The sequence below is a fragment of the Enterococcus sp. AZ011 genome (assembly GCF_050548355.1).
GTDB classification, from domain to species: domain Bacteria; phylum Bacillota; class Bacilli; order Lactobacillales; family Enterococcaceae; genus Enterococcus; species Enterococcus faecalis.
Window position 1 is genome coordinate 568,553 of sequence record NZ_CP172959.1, and the last position, 17,114, is coordinate 585,666.

16 protein-coding genes and 2 other annotated features are annotated in these 17,114 nt (G+C 36.9%); of the genes, 10 read left to right on the top strand and 6 right to left on the bottom strand.

Annotated features, from left to right (window positions below):
• Positions 1 to 9 precede the first annotated feature (9 nt).
• Positions 10 to 234, bottom strand: coding sequence for a DUF3955 domain-containing protein (locus tag IGL36_RS02800; protein ID WP_002390916.1), 225 nt, complete (start codon positions 232 to 234; stop codon positions 10 to 12).
• A gap of 96 nt (positions 235 to 330) precedes the next feature.
• Entirely contained in the window at positions 331 to 774 is a 444-nt protein-coding gene (locus tag IGL36_RS02805) for a hypothetical protein (protein WP_002379142.1), read from the bottom strand.
• Between the two features lie 247 nt (positions 775 to 1,021).
• Between IGL36_RS02805 and IGL36_RS02810 the strand changes: the two genes are divergently transcribed.
• The gene (locus IGL36_RS02810) at positions 1,022 to 2,242 is read left to right on the top strand and encodes a Fic family protein (protein WP_002376018.1); all 1,221 of its coding nucleotides are present in this window, start codon (positions 1,022 to 1,024) and stop codon (positions 2,240 to 2,242) included.
• A 55-nt stretch (positions 2,243 to 2,297) separates the two neighbouring features.
• Here the strand turns inward: IGL36_RS02810 and IGL36_RS02815 are convergent, their stop codons facing one another.
• Genes IGL36_RS02815 through IGL36_RS02825 form a run of 3 tightly spaced genes read right to left on the bottom strand, consistent with a single transcriptional unit; the run spans position 2,298 to position 4,422 of the window.
• Positions 2,298 to 3,119 carry an amino acid ABC transporter substrate-binding protein gene (locus IGL36_RS02815; protein ID WP_002368082.1) on the bottom strand — a complete coding sequence of 274 codons (822 nt, stop codon included), beginning with the start codon at positions 3,117 to 3,119 and terminating at the stop codon, positions 2,298 to 2,300.
• A 10-nt stretch (positions 3,120 to 3,129) separates the two neighbouring features.
• Positions 3,130 to 3,765 (bottom strand): amino acid ABC transporter ATP-binding protein, encoded by a 636-nt coding sequence (locus IGL36_RS02820; protein ID WP_002355681.1) that lies wholly within the window; start codon positions 3,763 to 3,765, stop codon positions 3,130 to 3,132.
• A gap of 12 nt (positions 3,766 to 3,777) precedes the next feature.
• Positions 3,778 to 4,422 (bottom strand): amino acid ABC transporter permease, encoded by a 645-nt coding sequence (locus IGL36_RS02825; protein WP_002398092.1) that lies wholly within the window; start codon positions 4,420 to 4,422, stop codon positions 3,778 to 3,780.
• Between the two features lie 53 nt (positions 4,423 to 4,475).
• Positions 4,476 to 4,718, bottom strand: a binding site (T-box leader).
• A 155-nt stretch (positions 4,719 to 4,873) separates the two neighbouring features.
• Positions 4,874 to 5,106, bottom strand: a binding site (T-box leader).
• A 147-nt stretch (positions 5,107 to 5,253) separates the two neighbouring features.
• Here IGL36_RS02825 and IGL36_RS02830 point away from each other — a divergent pair.
• From IGL36_RS02830 to IGL36_RS02855, 6 genes are all read left to right on the top strand, one after another.
• Positions 5,254 to 6,885: a peptide ABC transporter substrate-binding protein gene (locus IGL36_RS02830; protein ID WP_159154313.1), complete on the top strand. Its 1,632-nt coding sequence runs from the start codon at positions 5,254 to 5,256 to the stop codon at positions 6,883 to 6,885.
• Between the two features lie 106 nt (positions 6,886 to 6,991).
• A complete protein-coding gene (locus IGL36_RS02835; RefSeq protein WP_002355684.1) occupies positions 6,992 to 7,240 on the top strand; it encodes a GlsB/YeaQ/YmgE family stress response membrane protein in 249 nt (82 codons plus the stop codon).
• A 378-nt stretch (positions 7,241 to 7,618) separates the two neighbouring features.
• Positions 7,619 to 9,358 (top strand): DUF2264 domain-containing protein, encoded by a 1,740-nt coding sequence (locus tag IGL36_RS02840; RefSeq protein ID WP_201292311.1) that lies wholly within the window; start codon positions 7,619 to 7,621, stop codon positions 9,356 to 9,358.
• A gap of 3 nt (positions 9,359 to 9,361) precedes the next feature.
• Positions 9,362 to 10,189 (top strand): hypothetical protein, encoded by an 828-nt coding sequence (locus tag IGL36_RS02845; protein WP_129238658.1) that lies wholly within the window; start codon positions 9,362 to 9,364, stop codon positions 10,187 to 10,189.
• Between the two features lie 382 nt (positions 10,190 to 10,571).
• Positions 10,572 to 11,735 (top strand): glycoside hydrolase family 88 protein, encoded by a 1,164-nt coding sequence (locus IGL36_RS02850; protein ID WP_002398087.1) that lies wholly within the window; start codon positions 10,572 to 10,574, stop codon positions 11,733 to 11,735.
• A 12-nt stretch (positions 11,736 to 11,747) separates the two neighbouring features.
• Positions 11,748 to 13,526, top strand: a complete 1,779-nt coding sequence (locus IGL36_RS02855) for a glycoside hydrolase family 35 protein (protein ID WP_033605461.1) — start codon at positions 11,748 to 11,750, stop codon at positions 13,524 to 13,526.
• Positions 13,527 to 13,550: 24 nt separating this feature from the next.
• Here the strand turns inward: IGL36_RS02855 and IGL36_RS02860 are convergent, their stop codons facing one another.
• The gene (locus IGL36_RS02860) at positions 13,551 to 14,258 is read right to left on the bottom strand and encodes a GntR family transcriptional regulator (protein WP_002366233.1); all 708 of its coding nucleotides are present in this window, start codon (positions 14,256 to 14,258) and stop codon (positions 13,551 to 13,553) included.
• A gap of 260 nt (positions 14,259 to 14,518) precedes the next feature.
• Here IGL36_RS02860 and IGL36_RS02865 point away from each other — a divergent pair, with 260 nt between their 5' ends.
• The 3 genes from IGL36_RS02865 to IGL36_RS02875 are packed head-to-tail and all read left to right on the top strand — an operon-like array spanning position 14,519 to position 17,045.
• The gene (locus IGL36_RS02865) at positions 14,519 to 15,412 is read left to right on the top strand and encodes a PTS mannose/fructose/sorbose transporter subunit IIAB (RefSeq protein WP_002383065.1); all 894 of its coding nucleotides are present in this window, start codon (positions 14,519 to 14,521) and stop codon (positions 15,410 to 15,412) included.
• Between the two features lie 48 nt (positions 15,413 to 15,460).
• Positions 15,461 to 16,252 (top strand): PTS mannose/fructose/sorbose/N-acetylgalactosamine transporter subunit IIC, encoded by a 792-nt coding sequence (locus IGL36_RS02870; RefSeq protein ID WP_002358771.1) that lies wholly within the window; start codon positions 15,461 to 15,463, stop codon positions 16,250 to 16,252.
• A complete protein-coding gene (locus IGL36_RS02875; RefSeq protein WP_033591546.1) occupies positions 16,236 to 17,045 on the top strand; it encodes a PTS system mannose/fructose/sorbose family transporter subunit IID in 810 nt (269 codons plus the stop codon). Before IGL36_RS02870 ends, IGL36_RS02875 begins: the two co-directional genes overlap by 17 nt.
• Positions 17,046 to 17,114 lie beyond the last annotated feature (69 nt).

Genomic DNA, 17,114 nt, shown 5'->3' on the forward strand with positions numbered 1-17,114 from the left:
AGGCTCTTTTTAAGGTTGTTTTGTTTTACCTTTTTGATTCATATGTTCTTTACATGTGATTGTTATAACTGAAAGCAAGGCAATGAAGAGAAAAAAGTAACCGAGCGGCGTACAGAAAAAGGCGGGTTCTTTTAAAAGTCCATCGCTAGATAATGTTGATCCAACTAAAATAGAGGTCATAAATAATAAAAGACTAATCAAGCCAAGAAATAAGCTAATACGATATTTTTTCAACTTCAGTTCCTCCTTTAATGAACTATCACTAAGATAAATCAAAAAGGTTAACTTTTTTTTAGGCAACTGTTAAAACTTAGATAAGAAATCTATTTTCTAAGTTTGTCGTTGTTGGTAATTGGTTAAGATCATACGTGAGAAGGGACCGACAATCAGCAATTGATAAGGAAGGGCAACAATAAAGTTCAGGCCCCAAGCTTGGAAATACGCACTTAGTGACAACGTCTGGCCTTCCATTAATAAGCCAAATAAAGACATACAAGTCACCATGCCGATAATCATGAGACTCGAAATGGTCAGAATAAGTAATAGCCGTTTTTCTTTATTAAAGGGTAAAGAAAAAGCGATTTTCTTAGCTAAGACACCAACGATGAAAACGTCTAAAATAAAAGCAACGATAAATCCAGGAAGCAAACCTTTTGATAAGGCGTACAATGAAAACTCTTCATGCAATAATAAATTATAGGTGCTCATTCCGAAAACCATCAGAAAGCACATTAACGTAGTAAAAAGCATTCCTTCTTTTTTATTAGTAGGCATTTTTTTCTCCTTTCATTTATTGAGAGTAATGATTGTTCTAGGCAGAAAAGGACAAATTCTCTCGACTTTTACTAGTGTAGCAAAAATAAAAGTTCTTCATAAGTTAGAATTTGCTAAATTTTCTATGTAAATTTAAAATTATAAAATAGTTGAATTTTGTAATTTTGAATGTTAAATTTAAGTGAAAGATATTCTAAATTACAAAAAAACGTTTTTTTGTAATTTAGAATAAGAAAAGAGGGGTATAATGACATATAAATTACTAAAAGTAGATTTTTATAAAAATAGAGATTCTTTTGAAAAGAAATATCAAGAACGTTTAAATTTTGACTCTACTTTACAAACTAAGTTATTTATCCACCCCTTTGACAAAGAAGAACGGAAAACAAAAGAAACCTATGAGTTATTCTACGTTCCTTTACTTCAACACAGCGTATTACAAGAAAAAATTATGAAAAATTCTCAAGAAATAATGAGATATATACATAAATTACCAAAAATTGTACAAAAAAATATCTTTTTTTATCAATTGATTGAAGAGATACAAAGTACGAATGAAATTGAAGGGGTTAAAAGTTCAAGAAAAGATATTAGCAAAGTTTTACACAAATTAAATGCTAATTCAACTGAAAGATTTCAGGGCATTGTAAACATGTATAAAGGTATCGTGACTGATAAAATGCTAAAAATAGAAACATTAGGTCAATTTAGAGAAATCTATGATGAACTCTTTAAAGCTGATATCCAAGAAGAAGACTATCCAGATGGTTTATTATTTAGGAAATCTGTTGTATATATCAGTGATAAAGACAAAGTTGTTCATCAGGGGAGTTCCAACGAAGAAAGTATTATAGCTGATCTAGAAAAACTTATCCTTTTTATGAATCAATCAGCACTACCAAGCTTACTTAAATGTTGTATCAGTCATTACTATTTTGAGTATATTCATCCCTTCTATGATGGGAATGGACGGATGGGCCGTTTTTTGATGTCTAACTATCTCTCTAGAAAATTGGATCCACTGACAGGATTGACTGTTTCCAATGCCGTAATCCATAATAAGAGAAAATATGAAAAAGCTTTTTCCGAAGTCACAAATCCAAGAAATAGAGGAGAAGTAACTCTTTTTGTTCAGACGATGTATGAATTTATCTTATTAGGACAAACGGAAATTTTAGAAGAGCTGAGAACATGGACTAATCAGTTGAAAAGAGCCACGCAATGGTTAAAACATTCAGAGTTACCTGAAGATGAATGCAGTGTTCTGTTTTTATTAATTCAAGCACATATGTTTAGAAATGGCACCGAAAGTGTGTCGATTAAAGAGATTCAAGAAAATCAAAACTGGTCCTACGGAAAAGTTAAGCGAATAACGGAAACATTAGAAAAACAAGCGTACATTCAAGTTCAAGGGAAGAAACCGAAAACGTATCGAATCACTCAACAATTTGAAGAAACAATTGGATAAAAAAATCCTGAATCTCTTGATTTTGAGAGTTTCAGGATTTTTTAGTGGTCAACTTTTAATGATTTGTAACATCCTCTCCAAACCATTTTTGAGAAATTTTACTAAGGGTGCCATCTTTTCGTAACGTTTCAAAGGCAGTATTGATTTTTTGGACTAATTGATTGTCTGATTTGCGGACGCCCACAGCAAAATCTTCATTGTCATAGCCGACATGAGAAATAGTATAGTTTTTTAAATTATCTTCGTGGGAAAGATAGTAGTTGGCGTAGACGCGATCAATTAGGAGCCCATCAATTCGGCCAGATTTTAAATCTAAGAAAGCTTCATTAAAGCCGTCATATAAAATAGGTGTTTGGTCTTTAACAAATTTTTTCAAAACGTCAGGCTGACTTTCGAAGCCATCATAGCCAGAAGAGCCATTTTGAACCCCTAAAATTTTGCCTTGCATGTCGCTCGCTGTTGCAATGTTTTTTTCTTTTAAAGAAACAAGTACTTGGTCGTTCGTCATGTAAGGTTGTGTGAATTGAACTTTTTCGGCCCGCTCGCTCGTTTTAGTGTAGCCGTTCCAAATAAGATCAATGGTTTGATTTTGTAATTCTGTTTCTTTCATAGACCAATCAATCGGTTGGAAGTCAACGGAAATGCCATAAAGTTTAAAAACCGCTTTGGCTAAGTCGACATCAAAGCCGACAATTTTGCCTGATTTATCTTGAAAACCCATGGGCACAAAGGAGTCATCTAAGCCAATAATAATCCGTTTTTCTTCGTTAATCCGTGTCCATTGATCTTCGTTGCTTTTTCTTTTACCACAACCTGCAAATAGGAGTAAACTACAACAGATAACCAGCAAGGCTAAAGAATATTTCTTTTTCATCATAAACTCCTTTCTATTGGACGGGGGCAACCGTCAAAAGATTGTCTGCAATTTTTTCAGCGAAAGCCATATCGTGGGTCACGACAATCTGTGTCATGCCTTGTTTCCGTAAATCTAAAATAACTTCTTCCACTTGTTGGCGTAAAGCTGGATCTAGCGCGCTCGTTGGTTCATCGTACCCAAGAACTTTTGGCTTCATTGCTAAGGCACGAGCAAGTGCAACTCGTTGTTTTTGTCCACCGGAAAGTTGGTACGGATAGAGTTTTTCTTTACCAGCCAAGCCCAATTTTTCCAGTAATTCTAAAGCTTCTTGCTGACTTTTTGCTTTTTCTTCTTTTAGTACTAATGTAGGTGCTAAGGTAATGTTTTCTAAAACTGATAAGTGAGGGAAAAGTTGGAAGTCCTGGAAAACGACCCCAACCACTTGATCGGCATTGTCCATTTCAGCAGGATTGAAAGGAACACCATCCAACAAAAGCTCACCAGAATCAATGGTTTCTAAACCAGCCAAACAACGAAGTAAAGTGGTTTTTCCGCCGCCTGAAGGACCAACAATCGTTAAAATTTTACCCTCTGGAATTTCTAAATTTAAGTGATCAATAATGGTCCGGTTATCAAAATGTTTGGTTAAATTTTTAATAGTTAACATGGTAGAGTCCTCCTATTTATAATATTGATAGAATTTTTCAATTTTCTTAGAAGCAACAGTCAAAATTGCCGTAAAGAATAAATAAATCACTCCCACTAAAGCTAATGGCACTAATGTAACATCGCGGCTCATCGCAATTTTACCAGCACGTAAAAGATCGCCTAAGCCAAGAACATAAATAAGAGAAGTATCCTTGACCAAATTGATAATTTCATTTCCTACGGAAGGCAGCACGATTTTAACAACTTGTGGCAAAATAATCCGCGTGACTGTTTGAAAACGTGTTAAACGTAAAACCTTAGCAGCTTCATATTGACCTTGGGGAATTGCTTGAATCCCCCCGCGAAAAATTTCAGCAAAGTACGCAGCATAATTTAAAATAAATGCGAATAAGGCTGCATCGTAACGTTCAAAGACAATACCAATTAATGGTAAGCCGTAAAAAACAAAAATTAATTGTAACAATAGCGGAGTGCCGCGCATTAACCAAATGTAGAGGTTAATTAAGTAACGTAAAGGTTTAAACGAACTTTGTAAAATAAAGGCAATGATAATCCCCAGTGGAATCGAGCCAAGGAGCGTAAAGAAAAAGACTTTCAGTGTCATGCCAGCTCCGCTAACTAAAGCAGGTAAAATTTCTAAAATATAATCCATCATTTTTTCCTCCAACAATTTTTATTAAAAAACAAAAAAGCCTCTTGGCTGTGAGCCAAGAGGACGAATCGCATTCGTGGTGCCACCTCAATTTACTTATCTTTCACAAGATAAGCCTTATGTAGTTGCGTTGACAACTACTCTCTGTTAACGATAGAGTCACCGGTTTTTCTTACTAAAGGATTCAGAAAAACATCTTTTAGGTGTGAGTAAAGAAGAATCCATCTTTTTCTTTCAGCCAATGAAAAAGTCTCTGTAAAGGAAGAGCTAAATTACTATGTCCTAAGCCTTGATTGTAAGTATGAAATTGTTCGAACGGAACAGAAAACCTGTTGCTTTTCTAGCTTATCCCATTAAGCATATAGAAAAGAGGACAACAGACTTGAGCAGTTGAGGCACTCTCTCAGGTTGAAAAGCGCATCTAAAAAAACAAAAAAGTCCTTTGGCTGAATAGCCAAAGGACGAATAATCAATTATCGTGGTTCCACCTTAGTTTATTCGTGTTTCGCAACACGAACCTTATGAAGTTCATAACTTCGCCTGCTAACGAGTGGTCCCGTACTTTCCTACTAAGGGTTCAAAAAGTCAACTCCCAGATGTGGTTCGCTGTTTCTTTACGTCTTTTTCCACCAACCAAAGACTCTCTTCACTAAAGGAAACAGTTACTCTTCTGTTCTCTGTTTTTCAATACTGTACCACCAGAAAAAATATCTGTCAACTCTTATTCTTAAAAAAATATTTTTCTTTCAAAAAGTAAGTGCTGAAAAAGGACAAATGTGTGGAAAATCATGTAAAATGTAGGTAAGTTGTTTGAACAGAAGGAGGAGTTTTGGTATGAAACAGAAAAAGTGGTTAATCGGACTTGTTGCATTGGGCTTGGTTTTAGCAGCATGTGGAAGTGGCGGTTCGAAAACGACCTCGAATGAAACAGCTACACAGAAAATTAACGTCGCATCTGGTGGTGAACTCTCGACATTAGACAGCGCTCATTATACAGATGTCTATAGTTCCGATATGATTGGTCAAGTAGTTGAAGGCTTGTATCGACAAGATAAAAACGGAGATCCTGAGCTAGCTATGGCGAAAGCAGAGCCACAAGTTAGTGAAGACGGGTTAGTCTATACATTCAAGTTACGAGAGGCAAAATGGACAAACGGGGATCCAGTTAAAGCAGGGGATTTTGTAGTTGCGTTTAGAAACGTGGTCGATCCAGCGTATGGTTCAAGTAGTAGTAATCAAATGGATATTTTTAAAAATGGGCGTGCGGTGCGGGAAGGACAAGCCACGATGGAAGAATTTGGTGTCAAAGCAATCGATGACCAGACACTAGAACTAACATTGGAAAATCCAATTCCTTATTTAGCCCAAGTCTTGGTTGGGACACCTTTTATGCCTAAAAATGAAGCCTTTGCCAAAGAAAAAGGTACTGCCTATGGGACTTCTGCAGATAATTTTGTTGGCAATGGGCCGTTTGTAATTTCAGGCTGGGATGGCAATTCCGAAACCTGGAAATTGAAGAAGAATGATCATTATTGGGATAAAGAACACGTAAAATTGAATGAAATTGATGTTCAAGTAGTGAAAGAAATTGGCACAGGAGCCAATCTTTTTGATAATGGCGACTTAGATTACACTGTTTTAGCAGATACTTATGCACTTCAGTATAAAGAGTCAAAACAAGCGCATTTTGTGCCTAAAGCCATGGTGGGTTATTTAAGCCCAAATCATCGCCGTGAAATTACCGGCAACGAGCATGTTCGAAAAGCTTTTTTACAAGCGATTGACAAAGAAACTTTTGCAAAAGAAATTTTAGGAGATGGCTCGACAGCTTTAAATGGTTTTGTACCAGCTAATTTTGCAAAAAATCCAGACACAGGTGAAGATTTCCGTAAAGAAAATGGTGATTTATTGCCATATAATATTAAAGAAGCCCAAGCTAACTGGAACAAAGCGAAAGAAGAGTTGGGCAAAGATAAAATTGAATTGGAACTAATCTCAGCGGACTCAGCGATTGCCAAGAAAACCATTGAATTTGTTCAAGGGCAATTGCAACAAAATTTACCAGGTTTAACAATCAAATTAAAATCACTGCCTTTGCAAAATCGTTTGGATTTACAAACAGCAAGTAATTACGATTTAGCCTTTGGAACATGGACACCTGACTATGCTGATCCCATTAATTTTTTAGAATTTTATGACTCAAAAAGTGGCTTAAATACTTCTGGTTATAACGATTCAGCGTATGATGCGGGTCTCCAAAAAGTTAGAAAAGATTACGCCAATGAACCTGAAAAACGCTGGAATGAATTACTAAGTTTAGAAAAAACATTAATTGAAAAAGATGCCGGTGTTTTACCCTTATTCCAAGGAGCCATTGGTTACTTGAAATCAGATCGCTTACAAGGTTTGCAAGTATTTTCTTTTGGTCGCACAGTATCCTATCGTTTAGCTTATGTAGAAGAATAAATTGACTTCTGAAAAGTCCTATCTTTTGAAAAAGTCTGCTTTCTGTTTTATCCTTAAAGTAGGAAAATTAACTAAAAAAATCAACTATGAAAGGTAGGTTTTTCAAATGTTTAGCTTTCTATGGGCATTAATTGTCGGAGGAATTATTGGCGCAATTGCTGGCGCAATTTTAGGAAAAGACGTGCCAGGTGGCATTATTGGAAATATTATCGTGGGCTTTTTAGGAAGTTGGGTAGCATCACTCTTGTTGCCTTCTTTAGGACCAGTCATCGGCGGTTTTCCAATTATCTCAGCGTTGCTAGGAGCGATTATCTGTATCGCTATTTACTCTTTTATTGTAAACCGCAAGGCGTAAAATTGTATCAAAATGATATCTTGAAAAGCATCATAAAACTTGTGAAGGTTGATCAAACCATTACTTTTGATGTCTTTTCTCTCATATTTTAAGTCTATGACAAAAATCTCTTTGGATTTTTGTCATAGACTCTTTTTTTTAAAAATATTTATTATGAGAATTTCCTGCGTTAGACTGCTTATTTTTCATTTATTATTCATTTTTGATAATGGAAGTTTTGTTGGATAAAGTGAATAGCTCAAGGTTCAACAAAAATAAAGAAAAAATTAATATGTTAAGTTTGGGGAAGGTGAAATGCTGCTCTCATAATACGCCGTTTTATTCATTAAACGATAGTTGAAAAAAATAAGTGCCCTTGTTATTCTTTGAATTAAACTAATGGGGGCGAAAAGCATGGAATCGTTAAAAAGTAATCTTTTTTTGACCAGAGAAGCATATTTGGAAGCTTTTGAAACAATCATGACACCTTTAAAAACGGCTATTTTAACATCAGAAAAACCTGGCGTAAATTTCGGGTCCAGTGGTGCTGTCTATGATCAGCAACATGCTGAAATGGAAGCGCTCATTCGACCATTATGGGGAATTGGACCGTATTGGGTTACTTGTAAAGATGATGTTTTAAGAGATGCTTATGTGGAAAAATTAATCGCAGGAACTGATCCGTCATCCCCAGACTATTGGGGCGATATTGTTGATTATGATCAATATATTGTGGAAGCAGCAGCATTATCTTTAACTTTATTGCTTCATAAGACATATTTTTGGTCCTGTTTTTCTGAGAAACAGCAAGAAAATATCATGGTTTGGTTAAATAAAGCACTTGGTTGTAAAATTCCTAAAAATAATTGGACGTTTTTCAAAGTGCTCATTCGTTTGGCACTCGAGGGATGTGGACAAGTGATTAACCAAGCGGAACTAGAGGAAGAATTGGCGTTGATTGAACGCATGTATTTAGGTGATGGTTGGTATATGGATGGTAAAACTACGCAAAGAGATTATTATATTTCGTTTGCTTTTCATTATTATAGTTTGATTTATGTCAAATTTATGCGAGAAAGAGATCCTGTTCGTGCGAAACGTTTTACAGAACGAGCCGTTATGTTCGCGCAGGACTATCTGTACTATTTTGATGAGGAGGGCGAAGCGTTACCTTACGGACGTAGTCAAACGTATCGGTTTGCTCAAGGAGCGTTTTTCGCAGCTTTGATATTTGCAGAAGTAGAGGCGTTACCTTGGGGACAAATAAAAACGCTGTTAGCAAAACATTTACACTGTTGGATGCAACAGACTATTTTCACTTATGATGGTCGGTTGTCCATTGGCTATCATTACGAAAATTTAGTAATGGCAGAAGGTTATAACGCACCAGGCTCTCCGTATTGGGCTTTTAAAACATTTTTGTTGCTCGCAGTGGATCAAGACCATCCGTTTTGGCGTGCTGAACCGCTGGCGATAAAACGAGAAGAAAAGCGTTTGATAGAAAAGGGAAACATGTTATTAATCCATCCTAAAATGAAAACGCATGTCCTCGGCTATCCTGCAGGACTATGGCTTGAAAATCAAGCACATGCTGCGGCTAAATATAGTAAATTTGTCTATTCTAGCCGCTTTGGTTTTAGCGTTCCCAAAGCTGGTGCGCGTTATGAGGAGGGGGCTTTTGATAACGTATTGGCTGTTTCTCGTGATGGTGAATATTTTCGTGTTAAAGGGAAAGTTCATGATTTTTATTTAACAGAGGAGCAAGTTTATTATAAATGGCTACCTTTTCAAGAAGTAGAAATTGAAACAACCATTTATCCTTTTGGAGAATGGCATGTTAGAGTACATGAAATAGTGACATCGGTTCCATTAAAAGTGCGAGAAGGAGGATTCAGTCTACCGTTACTTGGAAAATTTTCAGAAAAAGAACTTGGTAAAGAGTGGGCTAGAGTCGATTCAGGAGAATTGTGTTCGCAAATAGTTGCAATTGAAGGGTATGACCACGCAGGTATTCTTCAACCTGAACCCAATACATCGTTGTTTTTCACAAGAACAAGTTTACCTTATTTACAAAAAGAGCTACCAATAGGAACGCATCGCCTGATTTGTTTGGTAGGTGGTGTGACAAGGGAGGAATAAAAAATGATAAAAATCGAATTGAAAAATAAAGACAATCAGATTATTACTGGCCGCATCGATCACGAGAAGCCAGAAGCGCCATTCATGGCGGAGGGAGACACGTTATCGGTATTAGCAATTAAACAGTACCTTTATCAAGTTGGCGATAAAATTGTAGTGACTTATACAGGGGCTACCCCTTATTTGATGGTTCAATTAGATGAAACTTTGGCTCCTTCATTGATTTATTTGAAAGAAAAAGTTTGGGAATATCAAATTCCATTAGAAGAATCTGCTCGAAAAGCTTTTGTTGATACGGCCTTTCATTCAGCAAGGCACCAAATAATGGTTCGACAAGCGCACATGTTTGAAAAAGACAATTATCAAAATCTTTCTATGAATACACATGACCAAAAAGAATATTCAGGAGCCTATCCTCATGCGTATGCAAACGTTGAAACGAGAGACGATGCTGTTTTCTTTGCGAAAAATGCTATTGATTCTAAGTTTGGTAACCTTTCTCATGGCTCGTATCCATTTGCTTCTTGGGGAATTAACCAACAAAAGGAGGCACAGATAACGATTGACTTTGGCAGGCCTGTAGAAACGGACTGGATCCGCTTGCTATTTCGGGCGGATTACCCACATGATAGCTATTGGGAGGAAGTCACTTTAGCTTTTTCAGATGGAGAGGAACGAGTAGTTGCCACAACGAATACCGCCTGTTTTCAAGAAATAAAGTTCCCAATGAAAACAACACAAACTTTGACATTAAAATGCTTACGAAAAGCGCTGGATTCTTCTCCGTTTCCAGCGTTGACCCAAATTGAAGTATTCGGTCGGAATAAATAATAAGAGGTCGGGACAGAACCGTTTAGCTCTGAGAAATAAGAATAAATTTCCGAAAATTTCTCTTTGATTTTTGGAGACCAAGTAGGTATTGTTCATCATCGAATCACTACGTTCTTCGGGATTCTCAACAATTTCGGCTTATTTCCGAAGGACCTTCAACTCTTAGAGCTTTAGCTCTTAGAAGTTGTTGAGATCGGAGCAACGCGTAGTGTTGGTTCTGTTCCCGCCGTTTATCAGTTTTTGAGCGTGGAGCAAAAATCCAAAGTGATTTTTGTCCCACGCTCTTGTTTTTAAGAGAAATAATCAAGAAAGGTCGCTTTTTATTTTCTTTTACGTTATAATACAATAAGTTAATATGTTAACAAGTTAAGGGGTGGTGGAGATGTGTAGTCAAGAAAATAAACAAAGACTGATCTCTCTAGGAGAAAATGTCACAGATGAATGGATTCAAACGCAATTAAATGAATGCGTTTCAAAAATTGCTAAAAATATGCAGCGTTTCGGAACACAGTTTCCTTCAGCTTGTGCTACGAATGGTCGATATCGTCTCAAAGCTAACGATGATTGGACCAATGGCTTTTGGACAGGTATGCTTTGGCTGGCATATGAGTGGTCTCACCAAGAAAAATTTCGTTTACTGGCAATGGAAAATATTGACAGCTTTCAACAACGATTAGAGGAGCATTTTGTTTTGGACCACCATGACATTGGTTTTTTATATAGTCTATCGGCGGGTGCTGGGTATAAAATTACCGGTGATGAGCGCTGTAAACAAGAAGTGCTAGCTGCCGCTGAAGTATTGTCAGCACGATTCCAAGAAAATGGCTCCTTCATTCAAGCGTGGGGCCATTATGGTGATCCCAAAGAATATCGATTAATTATCGACTCATTAATGAATTTACCGCTTTTATTTGAAGCAACTAAATTATCTGGAAATAGGGTTTATGAGGAAATTGCCTCACGTCACTATCATACGTTAATGAAAACGGTGATTAAACTCGATGCGACAACTTATCATACCTATTATTTTGATCCAGAAACAGGCAAACCAAAACATGGAGCTACGCATCAAGGACATAGTGATACTTCCATTTGGGCACGAGGCCAAAGTTGGGCAATTTTAGGGATTCCCCTAAACGAAACATTTCTCCATTCCCAACCATTTCCGGAAATTTATCCACAAATAGTGGAGGTTTTTCTAGCTCATTTGCCAGCAGATTTAATTCCCTATTGGGATTTTGATTTTAATGACCAAATGCCATCTGACAAAGATAGCTCGGCACTGGCAATTGCGACATGTGGTTTATTGGAAGCAGACAAACTACAGGCTTTTCCTCAAGCAAAAGAGCTTGCCAAAGGAATGATTTATCAATTAGGAGAATATTATCGTACGAAAAATGATTCCGAAAATGAAGGACTGCTACTCCATGGTGTTTACGCACATGCAGAAGGAAAAGGGATTGATGAACCCAACTTATGGGGCGATTATTTTTACATGGAAGCCTTAATGCGTTTAGCAAAACCATCATGGCAAAGATACTGGTAAAGGGGAAAAATGATGCAAACGTTTGAGATTAAAGAAGACTTTTTATTAAATGGACAACCAATAAAAATTATTAGCGGGGCGATTCATTACTTTCGAATGACACCTAGACAATGGGAAGATAGCCTCTATAATCTGAAAGCTTTAGGAGCTAATACAGTAGAAACCTACATTCCTTGGAATATTCATGAACCAGAAGAAGGCGTATACGATTTTGAAGGAATGAAAAACATTGAAGCATTTGTCCGCTTGGCAGAAAAACTGAATTTACTAGTTATTCTGCGTCCTTCGGCTTATATTTGTGCAGAATGGGAGTTTGGTGGCTTACCAGCATGGCTTTTGAAAGAAAAAAGTGTGCGATTACGTTCGACAGATCCTATTTTTATGACTAAAGTTCGTAACTATTTTCAAGTATTATTGCCTAAACTAGCACCGCTGCAGATAACACAAGGTGGACCAGTGATCATGATGCAGGTTGAAAATGAATATGGGTCCTATGGCATGGAGAAAGCGTACTTGCGACAAACCAAGCAGATAATGGAAGAACTGGGGATTGAGGTTCCTCTTTTTACATCTGATGGCGCTTGGGAAGAGGTTTTGGATGCGGGGACGTTAATTGAAGAGGATGTTTTTGTGACAGGAAATTTTGGTAGTCATTCGAAAGAAAATGCTGCCGTTTTGAAAAAATTTATGACTCGTCATGGTAAAAAATGGCCGTTGATGTGCATGGAATACTGGGATGGGTGGTTCAATCGTTGGGGCGAACCAGTGATTCAGCGGGAAGGTACCGACTTGGCGAAAGAAGTAAAAGATATGCTGGCAGTGGGTTCTTTAAATCTCTATATGTTTCATGGAGGAACAAATTTCGGCTTTTATAACGGGTGTTCGGCGCGAGGTGCAAAAGATTTACCTCAAGTCACTAGCTATGATTATGATGCTTTATTAACAGAAGCAGGAGAACCAACAGAAAAATATTATGCCGTTCAAAAAGCAATTAAAGAAGTATGTCCAGAAGTTTGGCAAGCACAACCACGCACGAAAAAACTGGGGAATTTAGGAAGCTTTCCAGTAACTGCTAGCGTATCCTTATTCGCAGTAAAAGATCAAATGATGACACCGAAGACCACCGCGTATCCATTAAGTATGGAAGAAGCTGGCTCAGGCTATGGCTACTTGCTTTATTCGTTTGATTTAAAAAATTATCATCATGAAAATAAACTAAAAGTCGTCGAGGCCAGTGATCGTTTACACATTTATGTAGATGGAGATTTAGCTGCTACCCAATATCAAGAGACAGTGGGAGAAGAGCTACTGATTTCAGGACAAACTGAAAAAGACACACTTGCGTTAGATATCTTAGTGGAAAACTTAGGTCGCGTTAATTATGGCTTTAAATTAAATAATCCGACACAAAGTAAAGGAATTCGAGGTGGAGTGATGCAAGACATTCATTTTCACCAAGGCTATCAACACTATCCCTTAACTTTTTCACAAGAGCAATTAGCCAAGATTGATTACACAGCTGGAAAAAATCCATTGCAGCCTTCATTTTATCAAGTAACATTTGAATTAGAACAGCTAGCAGACACGTATATTGACTGTCGAGGCTACGGCAAAGGATTCGTTGTGGTCAATGGTCATCATCTAGGTCGTTATTGGGAAATAGGACCCATTCATTCGCTGTATTGTCCCAAAGAATTTTTACAGCAAGGACAAAATGAAGTAGTAATTTTTGAAACAGAGGGAATTGAAATTGAGTACTTGAAATTTACGAATCAAGTAATCATAGATTAAAAAAATAGAAGTAGAAGCTGAAATTTATTCGGCTTCTACTTCTATTTTGGTTTTGAAATATTTCCAATGTTTATAACTAATAATATATTCAGCAACACTACCATCTGCGAGATAGGAATGTTTAACTTGTTTAACAGCGGGTTCACGAAAACTTAATTGAAGTAAATTCAATAACTCTGCATCTTCGGGAAAGACAATTTCATTTGTTTCTACAGAAGCCAACGAGAAGAGGTCTACTGAAAAATCTTTACGGACTCGTTCATACACACTTGCATAAGCTGTGAGGTCCTTTGAGAGCGGCTCTTTAACAAGCTTTTTGGGAAGATGTGTGATATGTACGAGAAAGGGTGTATCTTCAGAATAGCGTACACGCTTGATTCTATAATAAGAAGCGTTAGCTGGTAAGCCTAATTCCTTTAAAATTTCGGCTTGATTTTCTTCTTCAATTGAAAGGACTTTAACTTTTTCAGAGTCTAAAGAATGCAACTCGATATCAGAAAATTTTACATTTTGAGAAACTTTTGATTTCGAAACAAAGGTCCCTTTTCCTTGGATACGATACAAGTAACCTGCACTGGTTAGCTCATTCAGTGCTTTGACAGCTGTGATAGAACTAACAGCATATTTTCGTTTAATATCGGCTTCAGAATAAAATTTATCACCAGGAATAAAGGTATGATTTTTTATTTCACGTAAAAGGTCTTGTTTAATTTGTTCATATTTAGGTAACATGCGATTGCCTCCATTCTAGTAATCGAATGAATTAAGCATAACATGTTAACTAGCCTTTAGCAAACACTTTGAAAAAGAGGAAAGACAATTTTTATTTAAAGAATTCAAAAAAATAAATTCAATATATTAAGATATTAGGTTTACGGATAACTTAGTATGTGTTATAGTAAGTTCGTAGAGAACATAACATGTTAAGTAGGGTCACCTACATCTAGGGAGGGAAATTCGTGGAAAACATTGTACTAATTAGTCATGGTAGCATGGCTGAAGGCGTCAAAGTTAGCTTAGAAATGATCGTTGGTCGGCAAGAACACGTGCATACAGTCTCATTACGACCAGATAGCGACAATCTTCAATTTGAGAAAGAGCTAAATGAAAAAATGAAAGCCCTTAACGGTACGACACTGATTATTGCTGATTTACTAGGAGGAACGCCATGTAACGTGGCAACTAAGAATTATTTGAACGTTGACGGAGTGGAAATTATTGCAGGGATGACGCTCTCTGTTGTGATTGAAGCAGTGGTTAATCAACAGGCTTCGATTAAAGAATTAGTTTGTTTAGCACAAGAAAATATTGTTGATGTAAAAGCTGGGATGAATCAAGCAGAACAAGAGATTTCAGAAGCCAGCAAAGAAAAAGAGTTAAGTAACTATAGTCAATATGCTGGAAAAGAAAATATTGTAAACACACGGATTGATGAACGGTTAATTCATGGACAAGTAGCGGGAATTTGGTCGACAAGTCTTAGTACACAGCGAATAATTGTAGCCAATGATGAGGCGGCTACAGATCCTTTACAAAAATCATCTTTGAGAATGGCAGCGCCTTCTTCGATGCGTTTATCTGTTCTTGGAGTAGAGGCTGCCGCTAAAAATATTCAATCAGGAAAATATGGTAAACAGCGTTTATTTTTATTATTTAAAAATCCGAAAGATGTGCTCCGCTTTATCGAAGCGCAAGGACCTATCAAAACTGTAAATGTTGGGAATATGAGTTACAAAGAAGGAGCACGCGAAGTAACAAAAAGTATTCAAGTTTTGCCAGAAGAAGAACAAATTTTTGAAACAATCGCTTCAAAAGGCGTCACTGTGACAGCCCAATTAGTTCCAAACGATCCAGTCGTTGATTTTATGAAAAAATTACGCGGCTAAAACTGTCAGACTAAGAAAGAATATTTTTAAATTTAGGAGGAAATTTCAATGCATTTAGCAGCGTATCAAATTATTTTAATTACTATTTATGCGTTTATTGCTATTAATGACTCACTTATTTCAAATACGTTGACGCAACCAGCTATTGCTGGAATGATTTCTGGAATGATTATGGGAGATTTAAAAACTGGTTTAATGGTTGGCGGCACTCTTCAATTAATGCGTTTAGGAATTGCTGCTTTTGGTGGAGCATCGGTACCTGATTATTTCACAGGGGCTGTTTTAGGAACCGCTTTCGCTGTGATCTCTGGAAAAGGAGCGGAGTATGGTATTGGCTTAGCTGTTCCTGTTTCTCTGTTGATGTTGCAACTAGATGTAGTGGCCCGTTTTTGTAATGTCTTTTTACTTCATAGTGTCGATAAAGCGATTGATAAGATGCAAGTAAAACGGATTCCACGCTTAGTTTTATCTGGTTCTGTTCTATGGGGACTGTCTCGTGCCATTCCGATTTTATTAATGTTATTAGCGGGGGATGCTGTAGTAACAACGATTACCGATAACATGCCAGAATGGCTAATGACGGGCTTAAAAACAGCTGGAGGAGTATTACCTGTTGTCGGTGTAGGGATTTTATTACGTTACTTGCCAACGAAGCAATATATCCCCTATTTACTATTAGGCTTTTTCTTAGCGGCTTATTTAAAAGTTCCAATGTTAGGTGTTTCGATAGTTGGGATGGTAGCAGCGATGCTTGTATTTAAACGTGATGGGGCAAAAAGCACGACACAAGCAACAACAGGAAATGGTGATTTTGAAGGAGGATATGACGGCGATGAGTAATCATAAACTGACAAAAAAAGAATTAAATGCAATTAGCTGGCGTTATATTTTAGGAAGCCAATTAAACTGGAACTATGAACGTATGATGAGTTCAGGATATTTATACGGCATCTTACCTGTTTTAAAAAAATTCTATGGTCATGATGAAGCACAATTTCAAGATATGATGCGCACACACAATCAATTTTTTAACACCAATGCTATTTTTGGGAATTTAATTATGGGGATTGATGTTGCGATTGAAGAGCAAGATGGCTATAAAGCGAAAGAAACAATTATTGCGTTAAAAACAGCTCTGATGGGTTCTTTGGCAGGCGTTGGGGACTCTTTATTCCACGTTATTTGGGGGACGATTTTCGGCTCTGTTGCAGGGACACTGGCTCAAAATGGTTCGGTGGTGGGCTGTGTTATTTGGATTATTGCAAATATTGCACTATTGTTTGGTCGGGCCGCGCTCTTACCACTTGGTTATAAGCAAGGGGTCAAACTAGTGACGACCTTAAAAGACAAGTTATCTGCCTTTACGAATGCAGCAACTGTTCTTGGTGTGACTGTGATTGGTGCCTTAATTCCTTCAGTTATCAAGGCGACAGTTCCTTTTGTTTATAAAAAGAACGGGGTCGAATTAGTTATTCAAGATACGTTAGATGCGATTTTGCCTTCCTTAGTTCCAATCTTACTTGTTCTTTTAACTTATTGGATGTTAGGTCAAAAGAAATTAAATTCCACACGAGTGATTTGGATTATTTTAATTTTATCGATTGTTTTGAGTGCCTTTGGTATTTTGGCGTAAAAAGTATATTAAGTGATTTTCAGAGAGTCGGAGAGTGTAGAAAGTATTTTTCTTCACTCTTTTTCTCTA

Coding starts and splice junctions, on each gene's coding strand:
- IGL36_RS02840 (WP_201292311.1), top strand. CDS start 7,619: ATGGGGGCGAAAAGCATGGAATCGTTAAAAAGTAATCTTTTTTTGACC.
- IGL36_RS02830 (WP_159154313.1), top strand. CDS start 5,254: ATGAAACAGAAAAAGTGGTTAATCGGACTTGTTGCATTGGGCTTGGTT.
- IGL36_RS02855 (WP_033605461.1), top strand. CDS start 11,748: ATGCAAACGTTTGAGATTAAAGAAGACTTTTTATTAAATGGACAACCA.
- IGL36_RS02825 (WP_002398092.1), bottom strand. CDS start 4,422: ATGATGGATTATATTTTAGAAATTTTACCTGCTTTAGTTAGCGGAGCT.
- IGL36_RS02810 (WP_002376018.1), top strand. CDS start 1,022: ATGACATATAAATTACTAAAAGTAGATTTTTATAAAAATAGAGATTCT.
- IGL36_RS02850 (WP_002398087.1), top strand. CDS start 10,572: ATGTGTAGTCAAGAAAATAAACAAAGACTGATCTCTCTAGGAGAAAAT.
- IGL36_RS02865 (WP_002383065.1), top strand. CDS start 14,519: ATGGCTGAAGGCGTCAAAGTTAGCTTAGAAATGATCGTTGGTCGGCAA.
- IGL36_RS02875 (WP_033591546.1), top strand. CDS start 16,236: ATGACGGCGATGAGTAATCATAAACTGACAAAAAAAGAATTAAATGCA.
- IGL36_RS02845 (WP_129238658.1), top strand. CDS start 9,362: ATGATAAAAATCGAATTGAAAAATAAAGACAATCAGATTATTACTGGC.
- IGL36_RS02870 (WP_002358771.1), top strand. CDS start 15,461: ATGCATTTAGCAGCGTATCAAATTATTTTAATTACTATTTATGCGTTT.
- IGL36_RS02820 (WP_002355681.1), bottom strand. CDS start 3,765: ATGTTAACTATTAAAAATTTAACCAAACATTTTGATAACCGGACCATT.
- IGL36_RS02835 (WP_002355684.1), top strand. CDS start 6,992: ATGTTTAGCTTTCTATGGGCATTAATTGTCGGAGGAATTATTGGCGCA.
- IGL36_RS02860 (WP_002366233.1), bottom strand. CDS start 14,258: ATGTTACCTAAATATGAACAAATTAAACAAGACCTTTTACGTGAAATA.
- IGL36_RS02815 (WP_002368082.1), bottom strand. CDS start 3,119: ATGATGAAAAAGAAATATTCTTTAGCCTTGCTGGTTATCTGTTGTAGT.
- IGL36_RS02805 (WP_002379142.1), bottom strand. CDS start 774: ATGCCTACTAATAAAAAAGAAGGAATGCTTTTTACTACGTTAATGTGC.